An 18,778-nucleotide genomic window follows, 5' to 3' on the forward strand; every position below is an offset into this window, starting at 1 on the left:
GGCGTTAGGAACAACATGAGGAATTCGTTATGGCTCATATTACTGAAGTCGTGCCCAACGATACTGAAATTGAGGCAATGACCACCCCTAGAAACAGCAAAGCAGCCGAGGCAATGCAACATAAGCGCGAAATTAAGAAACGCTTAGAAGATTACCTTGAACGCGCCGAGTTAAGACGTGCATTAGGAGATGACGACTTTTTCTAAGCTGCCCGTTCCCTTAAGGCGTTAGGTGACTCAAACCCGACGTTTTTCTAAAAGCCTCACCCAGCTCCTAGGGGCTGGGTGTACAATTTACTATTCTTTTGATGCTACTTTTTACCACTCTTATAAGCCTGAGTTTTAATCAGCAGCCATTCTGCTTTTGCCCCGAGATACACATAAGCCCCTAAACCGACTAATAACCCTACCACGGCCAACATCATCCAAATCGCTGGCTCGATATATTGTTTCTCGCCCAGTGACGCCTTAAACATGGTCAATAACGCCTCAATCGAAATGGCGATCAAGATCGTTGAAACAAAGCGAGTGATGGTTCGGCGGGTGGAGCTGTGGCGAAAAATATCCTTATGCATTAACACTTCTTCCTCGAGAATGGTTTTACCAAGGTCAAAGATCGCTAACGCTAGAGTCATAAAGATTATGATCCCAAAGGGTTGCAATGGATCTTGCCCGACATGATCCACCACAAATAACCCATAAATATCCCTAAGCGCCGTCCAAAGTAGCACCATCACCAGCACAAAAAGCCCTGCGACTATCAAGCCATACACGGCTTTAAAGGCTGGCGTTACTCGCCGACGAGCACTGTCGCCCATCATAAACTCAATCATTCGCGTCAAATCCACATCGACGACCAGATAACCCAGCTTTTGCTCCTGCTGCACAATCGCTAAGGAGGCTGATAGACATAAGTTCCCGCTGGCATTGGATAGGTAAGGGCGAGTGATATTGACGCCATCGGACTCATCCCGATTAGTAAAATAAGGCCGCTGACTGCGATCACGATTACCGCCAAGGGGCACTAACTTGATCTGCTGATCGACCACTGTGATATTTTGGCTTATTTGCACTCCTTGGGTATCGAGCAAATACATCAGCTCGACAAAGGGGTAACTGCCCGCAATGCCTTTCATGGCCTTGATATCGACTTTAGGTTGGTGAAACAAATCCGCATCTGCAATCCCCGTTAAAATGGACTCCATCAGCTCATGCACTGTGGCCTCGTATTCGTGATAACGCTCAATCACACTCAAATAGCTCATTGCAGCCATAACTCTCTCCATTCGACGTTATCCCATTGCTCAAACACGCAAAGCAGCTTTGATGCCAGCTAAATAAGTTAATGTTTAACAGTGGGTTATGAGATTAGGTTAACGCTGTCTCGCGCTAAAATAAGCCGCGTTGCACCAAAATGATTCATTAAATCGATAGTGTTTAAGGTATTTAATCGACAATATTCAATTGCTTGGGGGAAGAAACCTATAAATACAGCGGCTTTACCGCTATGATTAAGCTAATTTTTATCGTCCAAGTAGCAACAGGATTACGGGAATGTCAGAGTCGTTAGCCCAGTATCAAGAAGATTTACGCCGCCTTTCCGATGAGCTTATCCGCATCCAAACGCCGATTAAAATTTTAGATGCCATCAAATGGCCACGGGAAATGGAAGAGCGCTTTCTCTCCAGTAAAGGCACGGTTCTGCCAGCGATTAGCCAAGATTTTTATCAAAAAATTGCCTTGCCCTTCGATCCCGTTAAAACCCAAGCCGAACTGCTTGCCTTAAAACAAGAAATCCACCGCCGTTTGGGTAAAAAAGACAAGCTGGGTAAGATCTTAGTTGCTAACGTCGACCAATATCGCTTAGTTGTCGATATGCTGGGTCATCGAGGAACCCCTGTCTTTGGTCAGCTGAGCCAAGAACTCTACGGCAGCGCCAGCCACAGATTACATGGCGATCGCCACACCCTGCGCCAATTGGGCGATAAACTCAGTTATATCTTCTCCCTGCCCGCCGCGCGGCATATGAATAAGCATCACCCCAAAATCATCAGTGCTCCCGAAGCCGTGAATGTGCTGAGCCAGCGATTGGAAAAATACTTTCACAGTGATGATATGCGGGTGCGTTTGAGTGACGGGATTGTGTCTGACGCCGCAGTGGGTGGCGATACGGTCAAACTCAACAGCAAAGCCATGTTCAGCGAGTCAGATCTCAATGTGTACGAAGTCCATGAAGGCTGGGTACATGTAGGCACCACCCTCAATGGTCGGGCTCAACCCCATGCGACTTGGCTCAGCGTCGGTTCTCCCCGCGTAGCAGCCACCCAAGAAGGGCTTGCCGTCTTACTTGAAATGCTCACCCTAAGTTCTAACCCAGGCCGCGCCCGCCGTATTAGCGACCGTGTTGCTGCGGTAGATATGGCGGAAAATGGGGCAAACTTTATTGAAGTATTTAACTATTTTAGAGAGTTAAATCTTAGCGCTAAGGATAGTTATCGAGTCACACAAAGGGTGTTTCGTGGCGGCATGGTCGAAGGTGGCAGCTTTTTTACCAAAGATATTTCCTATGTGCGTGGTTATGTCGAAAACATCAACTTTATCCGCAGCGCCATCACATCGGGTTTACCCGAACTGATCCCTATGCTGTTTTTAGGCAAACTCGCCATTGAGGACATCCCCGTGCTCTATCAAGCTTGCCAAGAAGGAATTCTGACGCCACCTAAGTATTTGCCGCCGATGTTCGACAACTTCAGCGGCTTGTATGCTTGGTTTGGTTTCGCCTCAGGATTAGCAGGAATCGATCTGAAAGGGGTGCAACGTCACTTCACCCGCTTATTTAAAGACGTGCCCAGTATCGACCCAAGCCTCGAGTTACTCGACGACACTGAATTTGATAATAACTCTGACTAAACCCCCATTAACATTGAAGGCTCACAAACAATGTGAGCCTTCAATGTTAAGACAGAGTTTTTAAGGTTTAGTTTTCGATTTCGAATCCTTCACCATTGCACTCTAAATACTGCTGGCAAGCAGGATAGATCCCCTTGCCACACTCGTAGAAAATAATCGCATTACCACCTAATTTCTGTACTTGAAGCTTTAAATCCTTTTTCAAATCATCAATATCAACTTTTACCGTTGGGTCGATCTCACTTTTACAATAGGTTGCAGACACTTCACCCAATCCTACGTATTTATGTCGCGATAACTCCGCCATTGTGTACACTTCCACAGTGCCAGCAATCGCATTATTTAACGCCACAGATCCGACATTGGTTCTAAACGTTGCCCCGCTACATCCGGCAAGTAAAAGAATACATACGAGCAAATAGCTTTTTCGAATTATCATTATTTCATTCCATTGAGCCTGTCTATCACAGCGAGATACAGTAGCTATAACTAAAGTGCTTAAAGGTGTAAACCAAGCATGCTTCAATGTCAATAATGCAACAAAATTAACTAATTAAGAACGTTATCTTGTCTAGTTAGTCACCCAAACTAATTTGGGTAAGGCATTTAAATCCAACATATCGCCACGGCTGGCGATGGCAAGCGCTTTAGGTTTGGTTTTCGTGTCTTGATTCATCACAGCGACTAATCCCTGCTGGGCTTCGGGTTCGCCGTGAACAAGCACCAAGGGCGGCTGCGCTTCAAAATGTCGATACCAACGTAATAACTCCGCCTGATCCGCGTGGGCCGATAAGCCACCGACAGTGTGCAATTTAGCGGCAACTTTGATGCTATTACCATGGATAGTGAGTTCCTCGGCGCCATCGACTAAGGCGCGTCCCGGCGTACCAAGTGCTTGATAGCCGCAGATAATCACATCGCATTCTGGGCGCCATAGATTGTGCTCTAAATGACTGCGAATGCGCCCACCGTTACACATGCCACTGCCTGCAATAATGATCAACCCTTTGTGCACATCGTTAAGGGCGATAGACTCCTCAGTCGTTTGGATAAATTCTACATTCGACAATAATGGATGTTGCCCCGGATGCTGGCGCGTAAAGCGCTTAAAATCATCGTCCATTAAGGGATAGTTATTGACATACACCCGCGTTGCCTCAATCGCCATAGGGCTGTCGAGGCAGACTTTCCAGCGGGAGAGATCCCATTCTTTGGCATACAGATGAAATAGATACAAAAGCTCCTGCGCACGCCCCACGGAGAAGGCCGGCAACAGAATATTGCCGTGGCTCTCGGTCACCGCCTTGGCGAAAATCGCCTTTAACTCGGCCAGAGTATCGGTCCAACTGCGGTGAAAACGATTACCGTAGGTGCTTTCCATTAGCACTAAATCGGCGGTGTCGACTAAGGTGGGATTACGTAATATCGGCATGCCAGCACGGCCAAGATCGCCACTAAATACCAGTTTTTTCTGCGCTTTCCCTTCTCCCAACCAAAGCTCTACCAGTGCCGAGCCTAAAATATGCCCCGCATCCGATAAGCAAATATCCACATGGGGGATCACTTGGGTGACTTGGCCATATTCAAGCGACACAAACTGAGTAATAGCCTGCTCCGCATCCTCTACTGTAAATAGCGGTTCTAAAGGCTCCAACTCATGCTTAGCGCGCTTTTTATTGGTTCTTTCGGTATCGCGCAACTGCAACATGGCGGCATCTTTCAGCATGATGGCACACAGCTCTGCCGTCGCTTTATGGGTAAAAATCGGCCCGGTATAGCCAGCCTTAACCAACAGGGGTAAGCGGCCCGAATGATCAATATGGGCATGACTCAAAACAACGGCTGAAATCGCAAGGGGATCGAAGCTAAAAGGTTCGTGATTACGTAACTCATCGGCCTTGCCACCTTGGATGAGGCCGCAATCGAGCAGCATTTGCTTACCTGCCACTGTGAGTAAGTGGCACGAGCCAGTCACTTCCTCGGTCGCGCCCAAAAACTGCAATGTCATCTGCATAGCCTGCCTCCAGCATGTTTATCTCTTTTAAAGATAGACTATGCCCTTATTCCTAAAAGAAAAAGGAATAATTGGTAAAGCATGATCAAAGCCAACTTTCGATGTAAAACCTTGGGGATCAATAACCTAACAGTGGGTACAACTGGCCCTGACGAACCGCTTTATCGGCTTGTGTCAGCGTGCCATCCCGCAGCCATTGCTCCAGCAGTTTCTGCAATATGGGCTGCACTTCGGCGGCCGTCATGCCGGCATGAATATCCGCACTGTAGAGCAGTTTCAGCAAAATATAATCCAGCCCTGTGAGTAAATCCTGCGGTGTTTTATCGTTAAAAATGGAAGGAAATACTTTCACCGAATCATTGGGTAGGCCCAGCACTTGGGTGATTTCTTCCACCACGCAGGCCACCAATTTGCCATGCATTTGCGCTTGGTCGACGGGTATAACCACCCAAGCACGCTCAATTTCATTCTGGGAATTAAGCGCAAATTTGCCCATACAAACAGAGCCATGAATATTACTGGCCGCACTTGCCCCCATAAGACGCATCACCACATCGGCCCATTGGGATTGACGGGTAAAGACTAAGTGTAAATTGGCCTCTTCGAGCGAATCCACTTTGACAATACTGTGGCCGGTGATTTGTGCTAAATGGCTTAAATGCATCTGCACCAATTGTGCATGCAACCCATTATCGCCCACTTGATGCTCGACAAAGACACGCACGGGCTGACGCCATTTCCGAACCCGATGTTTATCTTTATCGTATTCATTTTTAAGGGCTATCTCATCGAAGGCTTGGATAATATAGGCGGGATTTTTCCAATCTCGAATAGGTTTTGGCACCAGGTTAAGTGTTGCATCGGACGTTATCGCAGCGCTTGGTGTCGAATCGTTCGCGGCCTTCGCGGGCACGATAACGAATGGCAAAAACAGGGCGATTAAACCAATGACACCATGATTTTTGAAACGCTTTAACTCCGAGAGCATCCTATTCCTATCCTTGTCGAGGCAGCTTGATAGAGATCAGTGCCGTCATTGCAATAAAGGCCGTCGAAATCCACAAACAGGCCACCAACCCATAACTCTGATACACCCAGCCCGAGAGCACGGTTCCGACTAAACGCCCCATGGCATTGGCCATATAATAGAATCCCACATCGAGGGATACCGCCTCTTCACTGGCGTAACTCACGATTAAATAGCTGTGCAGTGAAGAGTTAATCGCAAACAGTCCGCCAAATAACATCAGCCCCAAGATCAGACTGAGCTGTGGTGAGAAATCCAGGTACAAACTGAGTGCGATTAACGCGGGAATAAAAGCTAATAGGGTCGACCAAACTAAGGCGGTATAACCATCGGGGATACGCTGCGAAGTGCCAGCTTCCCCTTTGCTCGCACCGGTAATCTTCGGTGCTAAGGTTTGCACTATGCCGTAGCCTATCACCCAGAGCGCCAAAAAGCCGCCCACGGCCCAATGATCCCAGCCCCATTGGCTCGCCAGATACACGGGCAAAGCCACCACAAACCACACATCCCTTGCGGCAAACAAAAACAGGCGCGCCGCCGAGAGAATATTCACGCTGCGGCTTTTAGAAAAAATCTCGGTGAACTTAGGTTTGTTCTTCGCTTTCCCCAGATCTTTTTTCAGCAAGGCCAGACTCATTAACCACACCAGTGCAAGCACGGCCATCATGGCGGCAATCGCCATATTGAAACCTAATCCCGCTAACAAGGCGCCACCGAGGAAAAAACCCGCCCCTTTTAGGGCATTTTTAGATCCGGTTAACAGGGCAACCCAATGGTAAAGCTTGCCCTGCTCCCCCTTTGGAACCAGCAATTTAATCGCGCTTTTGGCGCTCATCTTGTTGAGATCTTTAGCAATGCCAGAAAGCGCCTGCGCCGCCATCACCCAGGGCACGCCCGCGAGCCACAGCGGTAAACTGGCCGCTGGCACCAATAACATCCCTAATGCCAACACCTGCATGCCAAGGCCTAGATTCATGGTGCGATTTAGCCCTAGGCGAGCGCCGAGATAACCGCCCACCAGATTAGTTACGACACCAAAAATCTCATAGAACAAGAACAACATCGCAATCGCGAATGGCGTATAACCGAGATCGTGAAAATGCAGTACCACCAACATCCGCAGCGCACCATCGGTTAAGGTAAAACTCCAATAATTGAAGGTGATCAGCAAATATTGCCGCACAGCTGCGGGCAATTGCATCAGTTGTTCAAATAGCTTGGCGGCAGGCACTGTGCTCTCCTAACGCGGCAAATCAAGCTGGCCGACTAAGCGGGCGAGCTCTGCCGTACGGTTGGCATATCCCCACTCATTGTCGTACCACACGTAAAGTTTTAGCTGAGTACCATTCACCACCATGGTCGAGAGCGCATCGACAATGCTCGAACGGGGATCGGTTTTATAATCAACCGAGACTAACGGCCGCTCCTCATAACCTAAAATGCCTTTGAGTTCACCTTCGGCGGCGGTTTGTAGCAGTGCATTCACTTCCGCTTCGGTCACGCTGCGCTCAAGCTCAAATACACAATCGGTGAGGGATGCGTTGGCGAGCGGCACCCGTACCGCATGGCCATTCAGCTTGCCCTTAAGCTCAGGGAAAATATGGGTAATTGCCGTCGCACTGCCTGTGGTAGTGGGGATTAAACTTAACCCACAGGCGCGGGCGCGGCGCAGATCCTTGTGCGGCGCATCCAGAATCGTTTGGGTGTTAGTAATATCATGGATAGTGGTCATGGAACCGTGCTTGATGCCAATCTGCTCATGGATCACTTTCACTACCGGTGCAAGACAGTTGGTCGTGCAGGAAGCCGCGGTCACAATCGGATGAATAGCCGGATCGTATAACTGATGATTCACGCCCATCACCACATTTAACACACCTTCCTCTTTAACTGGCGCCGTTACCACCACCCGCTTCACACCTTGCTCTAAATAGGCTTGCAGTAAGGCTTTAGTTTTCATCACCCCGGAGGCTTCAATCACCACATCGCATCCCGACCAATCGGTCTCGGCAATCGTTTTATTGCCTGTGGTGCGAATGGTTTTATCTTGGATTTGAATGCCATCCTGACTCGCCGTTACCGGATAACGCCAGCGACCATGGACTGAATCGAACTCAAGCAAATGGGCCAAGGTAGCCGCATCCCCAGCGGGATCGTTGATTTGCACAAACTCAACATCATCCCATTCCCACGCCGCACGAAGAGCCAAACGCCCCATGCGCCCAAATCCATTAATTCCGATTTTAATTGCCATGATTTATAAATACCCAATTAAATTACAATTTGTTGATTTAAAATATAATTATTTTGAAAACAGATTAAGTCGTAAACCAATGGCGAGTGCGATTGGCAAAGTAAACTAAAGACAACATCACTGGCACTTCAACCAACACGCCCACCACGGTCGCCAGCGCGGCCCCCGAATGCAAACCAAAGAGCGAAATTGCCACGGCTACGGCTAATTCAAAGAAGTTAGAAGAACCTATCATGCTCGCGGGCGCGGCAATGGCATGGGTCAATTTGAGCTTTAGCGCCAACCAGTAAGTCAAAATAAAAATGCCATAGGTCTGAATAATCAAAGGAATAGCTATGAGTAGAATATTTTGTGGCTGTGTCACTATAGTCTTGGCTTGAAAACCAAATAACAGCACAACCGTCGCCAGTAGCCCTATCACAGACCAAGGTTTGAGTTTAGCCAATAACTGCGGCACCGCGCTGGCACCATGGCTTGCCTCGAGGCGTTTTCGAGTCAACACGCCTGCGACTAAGGGCAATAAGACATACAACACCACTGAAAGCAGCAGGGTTTCCCACGGCACTTGAATATCACTCACCCCCAGCAACAACGCGCAGAGCGGCGCAAACAAAAACACCATAATGATATCGTTAACAGAGACTTGCACTAAAGTGTAGTTAGGATCGCCCTTCGTCAGTTGGCTCCAAACAAACACCATGGCGGTGCAAGGGGCGACGCCGAGCAGAATCATCCCCGCGATATACTCACCCGCCGTTTGCGGGTCGACCCAAGGAGCAAACACCCATTTGAAGAACAACCAACCGAGCAAGGCCATGGTGAAGGGTTTAATTAGCCAGTTAATAGTGAGTGTCAGCAACAACCCCTTGGGGTTTTTACCGACATGTTTAACCGCCGAAAAGTCAATCTGCACCATCATGGGATAGATCATCACCCAGATGAATAACGCAATAATCAAATTCACATGGGCCAACTCGACAGCCGCGATAGCGGAAAATGCCTCTGGCGCCAGATTCCCAAGCGTGACTCCAGCAAGAATACTCAAGCCAACCCAGACACTTAAATAACGTTCAAAGATCCCCATCACGACCTCGACTCACAAATTGCATTGTTTGCGATTCAGCAGCAGGCTTTAGCACGTTCGGGACGAGCCCCCATGCTGCACAGATTCTGCATACTTTCAGCTAAAAACGGGCTATTAGCCTCACAACTTTGCGCTAATACTTGCTGACACCAAGCACTCAGCTCAGGATTAATTTGATAAAACACCCATTGACCTTGGCGCCTATCGACTAAGATCCCTGCTTTCTTTAACTGCGCTAAATGCCGGGAGATCTTAGGTTGGATCTCCGACAGCGCGGCCATTAATTCACAGACGCACAGCTCCCCTTCCCGCTGGATTAGCAGTAAACATTTCAGCCGAGTCTCATCGGCAAGAGCCTTAAAAAATGCCACGGGTTGCATCGAGTGCTCCCAAAACAATCAGGTTACATATGGAATAAAGTATATATGAAAAAACATATATACATAATCATCATAATCAAAATAAATTCTGTCTATAGCCTATTTAAATTTAAGAAGGATATTGTTTGAACAAGATCACATCAGCTAAATGGATATAAAAACCATCAATTGCAAATGATAATAGTTGCCATTAAAATCCGTACTAAGCTAAAAGTTATGGTGCAATATGTTGTTTTCTCTCCTCTACCACATCATCAAACCAAAGCTCTGTAATCATAAAAACATTAGATAATTGCCAAACTCCGGAGCCAATCCATATGTCTACTAGAGGCATTTTTCGTGTATCCCTTATTCAAATCGCCATCTTAAGTGTGCTTACTCAAACAGTTTATGCCGAAGAGTCCACGCCCAATATCGAACACCTCGAAGTCAAAGGTATTCGCCAACCATTTCGAGGGGATGTGCCACTGAAAGCTCAGCCACAGGCGGTAGAAAGCCTGTCGATGGAGCAAATTAGCGATGCAGGTATATCGACGCTTATGGATGCGCTGGATTTATCGAGCTCAGTCAATCGTCAAAATAATTTTGGTGGTATGTGGGATAGTTTCGCCGTGCGCGGCTTTGTGGGCGATGAAAACGTTCCCTCGGGTTATCTAGTTAATGGTTATGATGCGGGACGTGGTTTTGGTGGTACCCGTGATACTGCGAACGTAGAAAGTATCGAGATTATGAAAGGTCCAGGATCTGCTCTTTATGGCCGTGCAGAACCTGGCGGCACCATCAATATCATCACCAAAAAACCTAAATTCTTCCAAGAAGGCTATCTGCAAGCCAGTGCTGGTCGCTGGGATAATTACCGTCTTGAGGGGGATTATACTAACGCCATTACCGACGATTTAGCCTTTAGGGTTAATGGTGCAATTGAAGATAAGGGGAGCTTTCGCAATCCTGTTGATTCGGAAAAACGGATTTTAACCCCCTCTTTGCTTTGGGTAGCCAGCGATACTACGCGCCTAAGCTATGAACTGGAATATGCAAACCAAAAAGTCCCCTTCGACCGCGGGATTGTGGCTATTGACGGCGACATTAAAGCCATACCCATTGATAGATATCTAGGTGAAGCCAGCGATGGTGCAACCCAAATAGATTTGTTAGCCCACCAATTTACCTTAGAACATGACTTTGGTAACTGGAGTTTATTATCGGGTATTAGCTACCGCGACACTGGACTTGAAGGCTACTCAAGCGATCCAGAGCTGGTGAAAAGTCGTCAAATGCTCAATATCGACGGTGAAACCCTAAGCCGTCAACATAACTACCGTAACTTCACCTCAACGGACTTATCGGGCCGCATTGAGTTAAGCGGTAAAGTCGAGACTGGCGATATTAGCCACCACCTTCTCATTGGCGCAGACGGTTATCACTTCCATTTTGACAAATATTGGGAGCGCTTCCGCCCAGCAGCTGGCGATACCACTTACAGCATCAATGTTTACAATCCAGTCTATGGACAAATTGCGCCCGAAGGCGCCCTGCTCTACAACCAAGTAGAGACTCAGGATAACTATGGGATCTATCTTCAGGATCAACTCGATCTCAGCGAAAAATGGAAACTCACCTTAGGTGGCCGCTTTGACAGTTTCGAGCAAAGCATTGAAAACCATAAAAATCAGACAGAATCCAATCAAACCCAAAATGTCTTTAGTCCAAGAGCTGGTATCGTTTACGAATGGCAACCTTGGTTAAGCCTCTATGGCAGTTACTCTGAAGGTTTTCGCCCTAACACCGGTTCTGATTATCGCGGTGTCGCATTCGAACCCGAAGAGAGTAAATCCTATGAGCTAGGTACTAAGTTTGAGTTAGAAAATCTGACAGGCTCTATCGCCCTCTTCCGCGCCGAAAAGAGTAATGTGCTAACTGCAGACCCTGTGAATTCAGCTTTTTCAGCGGCACTAGGTAAAGCCGATAGCCAAGGGGTTGAGCTGGATTTGGCTGCCTACCTAACAGCCAATACTCAGCTGTTGCTATCCTACGCCTATACCGATGCCAAGACAGCTAACGATATTCTCAACGCAGATTGGGGCGTGAGCATTCCCGAAGGCAGTCGTTTAATCAACATTCCAAAACACAATGGTCATCTCACGCTAAAACATGATACTTCATTGTTTGGTTCCGATGCCTCCGCGGGAGCGACAGTGCTTTATGTGGGCGATCGCTTAGGTGAAACCATTGATCCAAACTACATACTGCCGGCATATACCTTAGTGAATTTATTTAGTACCTACGCGTTAAATCAAGATGTTAGCCTGCAATTTAATATCACTAACCTATTCGACGAAGTTTACTATCAAAGCTCTTATTCATCGATGTGGACTATGCCTGGCGAGCCACGCAGCTACAAAGTCAGCGTTCGTTATAATTTCTAAGCACTGCTGATCCGTTTACAATAAAAAAGCCCCAGCATCTTCCTGGGGCTTTTTACTCGGCCTCAATTACAAACCCCGCTGCCATTCCTGCCTTAAGGGAATGCTGCGCGGCGCGTTAATCGCCTGCTCAACCTGTGCCAGCAATTTGGCCTTGTCCTTACCTAATACTCCTTTTAGCACAAGGTAATTAGAGGCATGATCGGAGCGAAAAATCGTTTGCTCCAGCTCTAAATGGCTAAGCAGGGTTTGCATTTCTTGGAATAATCCCAATTGGTCCGGCAACTGAAACTGACCATCAAACACGGCATCCATCCGCTCTGTACCGAGCGGCAAAGTAACCACCAATGTGGATAAATAATCGGGCTGGGCAGCATTCATCAACTTGGCCGAGTTGATGGCATGTTGCTGCGATAATGCTACGCCACCTAAGCCATTGAGGATCATGACAGAAGACTTCATTCCCGCCGCGCGAATTTTTTGTAATGCCGCCAGCGATGACTCGAAAGTTTCGCCTTTTTTAATCTTGGTCAGCACTTCGTCATCACCACTTTCGCAGCCAACGTACAGTAGACTTAGGCCTAACTCCCGCAGCCGAGCGAGCTGCTCAGGAGTTTTATTATTCAAGTTACGCGGCAAACAATAACTGCTGATCCGCGTAACCTGTGGTAAGTGCTTATGGATTAACTCGCAAATCGCCTCTAGCCGTGCAAAGGGTAAGCTCATAGCATCACCATCGGCCAAAAACACCCGCGATACTGGCATACCAGTTTGGGCAATTGCGAGAATATCTTTTTCAATCTTATCGAGTTTTTGTGCTCTAAAGGCTTTTTGCGGCTGAGTGTACATATCGCAAAAACTGCACTGATTCCAACTACAACCGTTAGTCACTTGCAGTATTAACGACTTCCATTCTGATGGCGGTCTAAATACAGGTTCAATGTAGTTAATTAACACTGCAAACTCCTGTTAAGCCAGATAAATTAAGCGATGACTTGATGGTAAGTTTCCACATGGAAAGACTCGACTAACTCGGGCATCACCTGATGGAAATAATGCTGAATGGCATCCTTAGCGCAGTGCTCATCGAACGCGGCGATATCGACAAACTTCTCCACAAAGGTCACGCGGCGCGGTTCATCACGGCTGACGTTGAGTTCATAGCGGATGCAGCCCGCTTCGCGGCGCGTATCGGGGATCAGCGAAGCGAGTGCCGCAATCAAGGCCTCGGTTTTACCTTCTTTCGCTAAAAAGCTCGCGACGCAAACGAGTTGTTGTTGATTGATTTTGTAGTCCGTAACTGTCGTCATTTGATTTCCTTAATAAAGTAAATTCAGCTAGTTAAAACCTGATCACTTAGGCTGGTAGCGCATATCAATATGGGGAATGCCATCTTCCAAATACATGTCGGAACAGGCGTTAAACCCAAGTTTTTGGTAGAAGCTTTTCAGATAATCCTGAGCACCAATTTGGATACCTGCAGCAGGCCAAGAGCTAAGAGCGGCATCAATCGCCCGTTGCATCAAGGGCATAGCCAGCCCTTTACCTCGTCCCGCTGGAGACACAACGACTCGGCCAATACTAGCCTCGGGATAACTCTGCCCAGGAGGTAAGATGCGGGCATAGGTGAGTAACTCACCCGCTGGCGATAGGCCGATTAAATGCTGGGTTTCAGGGTGTCTATCTTTATCGTCAAGCTCTGGATAAGCACAGGCCTGCTCGACCACAAACACATCGACTCTCAGTTTAAGAATCTCATACAAAGTGTTAGCAGTTAATTGATTAAATTTAAGATTTTGCCACTTGACTGAATCTGGTATCGACATAAAAAGGCTCTGCGTACAACCGGAAAAGAGCCCGAGTCTACCACAGCGGTCGCCGCATAAAAAAGCGCCTTAATCCTGGGGGAATTAAGGCGCAAGGGTTACGCATTGCGAAAACGAAATGAGTCAGTCTTATTCGATAGCCGCATCGTGGGCGACTGGCCCTTGAGGTTTACGGATAAGCAGCACAGCCACAACGGCAATTAACAACAGGGCACCCATAATCAAAAACACATCGTTATAGGCTTGAATATAAGCCTGCTGACTCATGGTTTGCCCTAACAGAGCCTTGGCCTGGATGGAGGCGGTATAGGGATCCGAGCCCCCCTGTTGCAACATGCTGGCACTCTGATTCAAATAGTCCTGTGCCTGTGTGCTGACCGCAGGCAAAGACTCCTTAACATGGGCCAAATGGCTGCGGGCTAAGTTATCAGTTAAGGTCGCCACCAGCGCGATACCAAAGGCACCGCCTAAATTACGCATCACGTTCAGTACGGTCGAAGCCGAAGGATTCTCATGGGGCTTTAAATGGGCCGTCGCCAGCATACCAATGGGCACTAAGATAAAGGGCTGGCCTAAGGCGCGCACCACTTGGGAGGCAATCATCTGCGGCCCAGCGTAATCGGCGGTCATTTGGCTATTCATGTAATAACTGAGGGCAAACATAAAAAAGCCGAAGGCGGCTAAGTAACGCCCGTCGAAACGTTGCATTAACCGCGGCACTAATGGCAATACCAACAACTGCGGGAAGCCCATCCACATAATGACTTCGCCGATTTCCAGCGGCGTGTAATCATGCACTTGAGACAAATAAAGTGGGATCAAATAGATAGCACCAAAGAGTGCCATCCCCAGCAAAAAGTAAGCTATGGTTGAAAGCACAAAATCGCGTTTACCGAGCAGGCGCAAATTCACTAAAGGATCTTTACGTTTAAGCTGGATCCACACAAACAGCACTAAATTCACTGCGGCAATGATGGCGAGATTGCGGATTAAATCCGAGCCAAACCAATCCTTGCGGTTACCTTCCTCAAGTACCACTTCGAGGCAGCCCATACCCAGCGCCATAGTGACAATGCCCGCTAAGTCGGCATTTTTCAGCTTGTCCCACACCACGGGGCGCTTTTCGAGACCATAGGCCAACATCGCCATCACCAGCAATCCGGGCGGCACGTTGATATAAAACAGGTAATGCCAACTAAAATGCTCAGTTAACCAACCACCTAAGGTTGGGCCAATCGAGGGAGCAAACGTCGCCGTCACCCCGAATAACGCCATCCCCACGGCACGTTTATTCTCGGGTAAAAATTCTAAGATCAACCGAAAGGCTAGCGGGATCAGCGCGCCACCAAAGAAGCCCTGCAACGCCCGAAAGGCGATCATGGCCTCGAGGTTCCACGAAATCGAACACAGAATAGAGGCAAAGATAAAGGCAGCTGTGGTCCACAGCAGATATCGCCTGACCGACAGTCCTGTGCTTAACCAACCCGAGAGCGGGATCGCAATCATCTCGGCAACAAGATAAGCCGTTGAAATCCAACTGCCTTCCTCCAGCGTCGCGCCGAGACTGCCTTGGATTTCCTTCATCGAGGCATTAGTGATTTGAATATCGAGGATCGCCATAAAGGCGCCAATCAAACCACCGAAAACAGCAATCCACGATCGGCGACTACCACGCTCATATTCGCTCGGTGTAGCCCCCGCGGCGATAGCCTCAGGTGCCGCAGCAATTGTGCTCATGTTAACGACCTACTTAGCGACCGACGTTAGCAGCGATGGCTGTCGTCGGATGCGACGCAGTATCGACCTTGACCACGGCACTTAAACCGGGGACGACACGTGCCTCTTCTTCTGAGAGATCTAAACGGATCCGCACCGGAATTCGTTGCACGATTTTAGTGAAGTTACCCGTGGCATTTTCGGCGGGCAGCAGACTAAATTTGGCTCCGGACGCCGGCGACAGACTATCGATAACACCTGTAAAGGTTTTGTCGGGAAACGCATCGAGACTGACCTGCACCGACTGCCCAGGTTGCATGTGTTGGATTTGGGTTTCTTTAAAGTTCGCCGTGATCCACACAGCCCCATCCGGAACCAAACTGTAGAGTGCCTGGCCGGGCTGTACATACTGCCCCACCATGGCGCCGCGTTTACCAATCACCCCAGAGAAAGGCGCGGTCACGCGGGTATCATTAAGCTGAATTTTAGCCAGCTCCAATGCCGCATTCGACTGCTCTACCACAGAGCCAGCTTGATTAAGCTGGGCATTGAACACGGCAAGCTCACGCTCTTTAGCCACTAACAATGCCTTGGCTTCATCCAGCCCAGCGGCGGCAGAATCAAAACCTGCCTGCAATTGGTCGACATCGTCCTGTGAGCTGTAGTTGCTGACTTTTAACTTTTTAGCACGAGTTAACTGTTGCTCGGCGCGCAGTTTGTCGGCCTGCGCTGCGACCACGCCCGCACTCGCTTGACTGATCAACGCATGTTGTAATTCCACTTTAGCGGCTAAGGTTTGCAGATCGGCCTTAGCACTGGCGAGTGACGCCTCGGCTTGGCTGACTTTGGCGCTAAACTGGTTATCCTCAAGCTGCGCCAATAACTCCCCCTTACGCACATGCTGGTTATCGGTCACATCGGATAACACCACATAACCTGGGACCTTAACGCTCACATGGGAGATATCGGCCTCAACATAGGCGTTGTCAGTGGTTTCGATAAAACGTACTTGCGTCCACCAGTAATAGCCGCCCCCCGCGACAGCGGCGAGTATCAGTGGAACGGCGATGATGAGCTTACTTTTGGACATGAATGACTCCTTGATTAGTGAGTGCTAGTGTACTACTGTCTCATCACGTTTATTAGATAGTTAAAAATCAACCCACTGTTTCACAGGTGTAACAATCATGGATCTCAATCGTGTGCAGATATTTGCCCAAGTGGTCGAGCAAGGTAGCTTTACTGGCGCCGCCAAGGCCCTGGGTTTAACTAAGGCCACCGTCAGTCGCAAGATTGCCGAACTGGAGTCAGATACTGGCACCCAATTGTTATTCCGAACGACCCGCGCCCTCAAACTCACCGAGGCGGGATCGAGTTACTACAATCGGATCAATAAGATCTTGAGCGATCTACAGAGCGCCGAAAATCAGCTCAGCGCCCACCAGCAATTGATTAAAGGCAACCTAAAAATAGTGTGCCCCATCGAGTTAGGCCAATTGTTTCTCGGGCCGATCTTCGCCCAGTTTTTAACCCTTTATCCCGATATCACCATTGAGGCTGAGCTCACTAACCGCAAGGTTGATGTGATAGAAGAAGGCATCGATTTGTTATTCCAAATCGCCGACTCGAGCGATACGCGTCTGCAGAGTTATTCCTTAGTTAACGCCTACAAATCATTGATGGCAAGCCCAAGTTATTTAGCCGAACACGGCACACCCAAAGTGCCGCAGGACTTAGCCAAGCATAAAGCGATTCGCTTACAGTCGGCACATATTGAAGGGGCGTGGAAGCTGTTTGATGGCCAGTCTTGGGTGGTGATAGAACCCGTCACACAACTAACCGTAAACAATGTCACCATTGCCCGCGAAGCCGCCATTGCTGGGCTTGGCATTACGGCCGTGCCGTCGATTATTGCGCAGGAAGCGATAGAGAAAGGCTATTTAGTGTCGCTCCTCGACGATTATCCAATGGTGCAAACCAAAGTGGTGCTCAGCTATCCCAAACGGGCGTATTTACCACGAAAATATCGCGTCTTTATCGAATTTATCTATACCGCCCTGTTCAAACGCTGGGGGTCACAGGTATTAGAAGTGCCAGAATTTATCGGTCAGCAAGAGCAGCCTTCCCCACGCCAAACTTAACAATTGTAACTTTCAGAGGGTGAAATCAGTCGACGAAGGATAAATCCCGAATGTCAGAATTGCCTTAATCCTTAAGCCCCTATAAGCTTGGCAAGGTAACAGGCAGCAAAAGACCCTTAGGTTTTCCTGATACAGATAACACAATAAAATTTAACATTTCATTTTTAATTTCGGAGGAAACCTAATGAGCTTAATAAAAGAGTTCAAGGCTTTTGCGTCCCGTGGCAATGTGATAGATATGGCGGTGGGTATTATCATCGGGGCCGCTTTTGGCAAGATAGTCTCATCCTTTGTAGCCGATATCATTATGCCGCCAATTGGGATCATCTTAGGTGGCGTGAATTTCAGCGATCTGAGCATAGTGTTGCAAGCCGCCCAGGGCGATGCGCCAGCGGTAGTGATTGCTTACGGTAAATTCATTCAAACCATCATCGACTTTACCATTATCGCCTTCGCGATTTTTATGGGTTTAAAAGCCATTAACAGCCTAAAACGCAAACAGGAAGAAGCGCCGAAAGCGCCACCTGCACCGACCAAAGATCAAGAGCTGTTATCAGAGATCCGCGATCTGCTTAAAGCGCAGCAAGAAAAATAAGCTAACGCCAATTTTAACTGATTGATTGCAATAAAAAACCCATCGACTTCGATGGGTTTTGTTTTTGTTCAAGCGCTTAGTTTACTCGGGCACGTCGTGCACTGTTTCGCTATAGTCTTGCACTACTTCGGCAACACGGATGCGATAAGAGTTAAATAAGCAAGGCACAATACCTGTCTGCTGCGCAATGCTGTGGGCCATTTGATTACGCCATTGGGTAATAGAGGCCATATCATCCCAAAACGATAAGCTCAGCACCTTGCCATCGTCGGTTAAGCTCTGAAACCGTTCAATTGAAATCAGCCCCTGACGCCCTTCTAAATATTGGCGCATCTCAGCTGCCACGTGCAGATATTCTTCCTTGCCTTCTTTCGTGGGCACGACTTCAAAAATGACTGCGATCATAATG

Annotated in this window: 19 protein-coding genes; 5 read left to right on the plus strand and 14 right to left on the minus strand. The window is 48.2% G+C overall.

Annotated elements, in window-relative coordinates; all coding sequences use genetic code 11:
• Positions 1 to 29: 29 nt before the first annotated feature.
• Complete coding sequence (locus CF168_RS18140; protein ID WP_011621344.1) at positions 30 to 206, plus strand: PA3496 family putative envelope integrity protein; 177 nt, start codon at positions 30 to 32, stop codon at positions 204 to 206.
• Positions 207 to 310: 104 nt separating this feature from the next.
• Here CF168_RS18140 and CF168_RS18145 read toward each other — a convergent pair whose 3' ends face one another.
• Positions 311 to 1,273: a PDC sensor domain-containing protein gene (locus CF168_RS18145; RefSeq protein WP_023268836.1), complete on the minus strand. Its 963-nt coding sequence runs from the start codon at positions 1,271 to 1,273 to the stop codon at positions 311 to 313.
• 280 nt (positions 1,274 to 1,553) lie between these two features.
• On the opposite strand from CF168_RS18145, the gene CF168_RS18150 reads away from it, so the two are divergent.
• Positions 1,554 to 2,909 (plus strand): flavohemoglobin expression-modulating QEGLA motif protein, encoded by a 1,356-nt coding sequence (locus CF168_RS18150; protein WP_086902970.1) that lies wholly within the window; start codon positions 1,554 to 1,556, stop codon positions 2,907 to 2,909.
• Positions 2,910 to 2,976: 67 nt separating this feature from the next.
• On the opposite strand, the gene CF168_RS18155 is transcribed toward CF168_RS18150, so the two are convergent.
• The 7 genes from CF168_RS18155 to CF168_RS18185 all read right to left on the minus strand — a co-directional run bounded on the left by CF168_RS18155 (position 2,977) and on the right by CF168_RS18185 (position 9,668).
• Positions 2,977 to 3,348 carry a hypothetical protein gene (locus CF168_RS18155; RefSeq protein ID WP_240520040.1) on the minus strand — a complete coding sequence of 124 codons (372 nt, stop codon included), beginning with the start codon at positions 3,346 to 3,348 and terminating at the stop codon, positions 2,977 to 2,979.
• Positions 3,349 to 3,480: 132 nt separating this feature from the next.
• A complete protein-coding gene (locus CF168_RS18160) occupies positions 3,481 to 4,923 on the minus strand; it encodes an MBL fold metallo-hydrolase RNA specificity domain-containing protein (protein WP_089068554.1) in 1,443 nt (480 codons plus the stop codon).
• Between the two features lie 118 nt (positions 4,924 to 5,041).
• The gene (locus tag CF168_RS18165) at positions 5,042 to 5,911 is read right to left on the minus strand and encodes a DUF2927 domain-containing protein (protein WP_240520041.1); all 870 of its coding nucleotides are present in this window, start codon (positions 5,909 to 5,911) and stop codon (positions 5,042 to 5,044) included.
• A 7-nt stretch (positions 5,912 to 5,918) separates the two neighbouring features.
• Complete coding sequence (arsJ, locus tag CF168_RS18170) at positions 5,919 to 7,181, minus strand: organoarsenical effux MFS transporter ArsJ (RefSeq protein ID WP_089068555.1); 1,263 nt, start codon at positions 7,179 to 7,181, stop codon at positions 5,919 to 5,921.
• 9 nt (positions 7,182 to 7,190) lie between these two features.
• Positions 7,191 to 8,204, minus strand: coding sequence for an ArsJ-associated glyceraldehyde-3-phosphate dehydrogenase (locus CF168_RS18175; RefSeq protein WP_089068556.1), 1,014 nt, complete (start codon positions 8,202 to 8,204; stop codon positions 7,191 to 7,193).
• A 64-nt stretch (positions 8,205 to 8,268) separates the two neighbouring features.
• Positions 8,269 to 9,288 carry an ACR3 family arsenite efflux transporter gene (gene arsB / locus CF168_RS18180; protein ID WP_089068557.1) on the minus strand — a complete coding sequence of 340 codons (1,020 nt, stop codon included), beginning with the start codon at positions 9,286 to 9,288 and terminating at the stop codon, positions 8,269 to 8,271.
• Positions 9,289 to 9,323: 35 nt separating this feature from the next.
• On the minus strand, positions 9,324 to 9,668 hold the full coding sequence (locus CF168_RS18185) for a metalloregulator ArsR/SmtB family transcription factor (protein ID WP_011627301.1): 345 nt from the start codon (positions 9,666 to 9,668) through the stop codon (positions 9,324 to 9,326).
• Between the two features lie 317 nt (positions 9,669 to 9,985).
• On the opposite strand from CF168_RS18185, the gene CF168_RS18190 reads away from it, so the two are divergent.
• Complete coding sequence (locus tag CF168_RS18190) at positions 9,986 to 12,094, plus strand: TonB-dependent siderophore receptor (protein WP_089068558.1); 2,109 nt, start codon at positions 9,986 to 9,988, stop codon at positions 12,092 to 12,094.
• Between the two features lie 66 nt (positions 12,095 to 12,160).
• Here the strand turns inward: CF168_RS18190 and CF168_RS18195 are convergent, their stop codons facing one another.
• The 5 genes from CF168_RS18195 to CF168_RS18215 form a co-directional block, all read right to left on the minus strand.
• A complete protein-coding gene (locus tag CF168_RS18195; protein WP_089068559.1) occupies positions 12,161 to 13,048 on the minus strand; it encodes a radical SAM protein in 888 nt (295 codons plus the stop codon).
• A 26-nt stretch (positions 13,049 to 13,074) separates the two neighbouring features.
• Positions 13,075 to 13,401 carry a putative quinol monooxygenase gene (locus tag CF168_RS18200; protein ID WP_011715727.1) on the minus strand — a complete coding sequence of 109 codons (327 nt, stop codon included), beginning with the start codon at positions 13,399 to 13,401 and terminating at the stop codon, positions 13,075 to 13,077.
• A gap of 42 nt (positions 13,402 to 13,443) precedes the next feature.
• Positions 13,444 to 13,917, minus strand: a complete 474-nt coding sequence (locus CF168_RS18205; RefSeq protein ID WP_089068560.1) for a GNAT family N-acetyltransferase — start codon at positions 13,915 to 13,917, stop codon at positions 13,444 to 13,446.
• A 129-nt stretch (positions 13,918 to 14,046) separates the two neighbouring features.
• On the minus strand, positions 14,047 to 15,654 hold the full coding sequence (locus CF168_RS18210; RefSeq protein WP_089068561.1) for a DHA2 family efflux MFS transporter permease subunit: 1,608 nt from the start codon (positions 15,652 to 15,654) through the stop codon (positions 14,047 to 14,049).
• Positions 15,655 to 15,667: 13 nt separating this feature from the next.
• Positions 15,668 to 16,723 carry an HlyD family secretion protein gene (locus tag CF168_RS18215; protein ID WP_011627308.1) on the minus strand — a complete coding sequence of 352 codons (1,056 nt, stop codon included), beginning with the start codon at positions 16,721 to 16,723 and terminating at the stop codon, positions 15,668 to 15,670.
• Positions 16,724 to 16,820: 97 nt separating this feature from the next.
• Between CF168_RS18215 and CF168_RS18220 the strand changes: the two genes are divergently transcribed.
• Positions 16,821 to 17,774, plus strand: coding sequence for a LysR family transcriptional regulator (locus tag CF168_RS18220; RefSeq protein ID WP_089068562.1), 954 nt, complete (start codon positions 16,821 to 16,823; stop codon positions 17,772 to 17,774).
• Between the two features lie 184 nt (positions 17,775 to 17,958).
• Positions 17,959 to 18,369 carry a large-conductance mechanosensitive channel protein MscL gene (gene mscL, locus CF168_RS18225; RefSeq protein WP_011715722.1) on the plus strand — a complete coding sequence of 137 codons (411 nt, stop codon included), beginning with the start codon at positions 17,959 to 17,961 and terminating at the stop codon, positions 18,367 to 18,369.
• Positions 18,370 to 18,450: 81 nt separating this feature from the next.
• Here the strand turns inward: mscL and CF168_RS18230 are convergent, their stop codons facing one another.
• Positions 18,451 to 18,774, minus strand: coding sequence for an antibiotic biosynthesis monooxygenase family protein (locus tag CF168_RS18230; RefSeq protein WP_089068563.1), 324 nt, complete (start codon positions 18,772 to 18,774; stop codon positions 18,451 to 18,453).
• Positions 18,775 to 18,778: the final 4 nt, after the last annotated feature.

It is taken from the genome of Shewanella bicestrii (genome assembly GCF_002216875.1).
GTDB lineage: Bacteria > Pseudomonadota > Gammaproteobacteria > Enterobacterales > Shewanellaceae > Shewanella > Shewanella seohaensis.

Excerpts from the sequence above, each read along its gene's own strand:
- CF168_RS18140 (WP_011621344.1), top strand. The coding sequence starts at position 30 with ATGGCTCATATTACTGAAGTCGTGCCCAACGATACTGAAATTGAGGCA.
- CF168_RS18145 (WP_023268836.1), bottom strand. The coding sequence starts at position 1,273 with ATGGCTGCAATGAGCTATTTGAGTGTGATTGAGCGTTATCACGAATAC.
- CF168_RS18150 (WP_086902970.1), top strand. The coding sequence starts at position 1,554 with ATGTCAGAGTCGTTAGCCCAGTATCAAGAAGATTTACGCCGCCTTTCC.
- CF168_RS18155 (WP_240520040.1), bottom strand. The coding sequence starts at position 3,348 with ATGATAATTCGAAAAAGCTATTTGCTCGTATGTATTCTTTTACTTGCC.
- CF168_RS18160 (WP_089068554.1), bottom strand. The coding sequence starts at position 4,923 with ATGCAGATGACATTGCAGTTTTTGGGCGCGACCGAGGAAGTGACTGGC.
- CF168_RS18165 (WP_240520041.1), bottom strand. The coding sequence starts at position 5,911 with ATGCTCTCGGAGTTAAAGCGTTTCAAAAATCATGGTGTCATTGGTTTA.
- CF168_RS18175 (WP_089068556.1), bottom strand. The coding sequence starts at position 8,204 with ATGGCAATTAAAATCGGAATTAATGGATTTGGGCGCATGGGGCGTTTG.
- arsB (WP_089068557.1), bottom strand. The coding sequence starts at position 9,288 with ATGGGGATCTTTGAACGTTATTTAAGTGTCTGGGTTGGCTTGAGTATT.
- CF168_RS18185 (WP_011627301.1), bottom strand. The coding sequence starts at position 9,668 with ATGCAACCCGTGGCATTTTTTAAGGCTCTTGCCGATGAGACTCGGCTG.
- CF168_RS18190 (WP_089068558.1), top strand. The coding sequence starts at position 9,986 with ATGTCTACTAGAGGCATTTTTCGTGTATCCCTTATTCAAATCGCCATC.
- CF168_RS18200 (WP_011715727.1), bottom strand. The coding sequence starts at position 13,401 with ATGACGACAGTTACGGACTACAAAATCAATCAACAACAACTCGTTTGC.
- CF168_RS18205 (WP_089068560.1), bottom strand. The coding sequence starts at position 13,917 with ATGTCGATACCAGATTCAGTCAAGTGGCAAAATCTTAAATTTAATCAA.
- CF168_RS18210 (WP_089068561.1), bottom strand. The coding sequence starts at position 15,654 with ATGAGCACAATTGCTGCGGCACCTGAGGCTATCGCCGCGGGGGCTACA.
- CF168_RS18215 (WP_011627308.1), bottom strand. The coding sequence starts at position 16,723 with ATGTCCAAAAGTAAGCTCATCATCGCCGTTCCACTGATACTCGCCGCT.
- CF168_RS18220 (WP_089068562.1), top strand. The coding sequence starts at position 16,821 with ATGGATCTCAATCGTGTGCAGATATTTGCCCAAGTGGTCGAGCAAGGT.
- mscL (WP_011715722.1), top strand. The coding sequence starts at position 17,959 with ATGAGCTTAATAAAAGAGTTCAAGGCTTTTGCGTCCCGTGGCAATGTG.
- CF168_RS18230 (WP_089068563.1), bottom strand. The coding sequence starts at position 18,774 with ATGATCGCAGTCATTTTTGAAGTCGTGCCCACGAAAGAAGGCAAGGAA.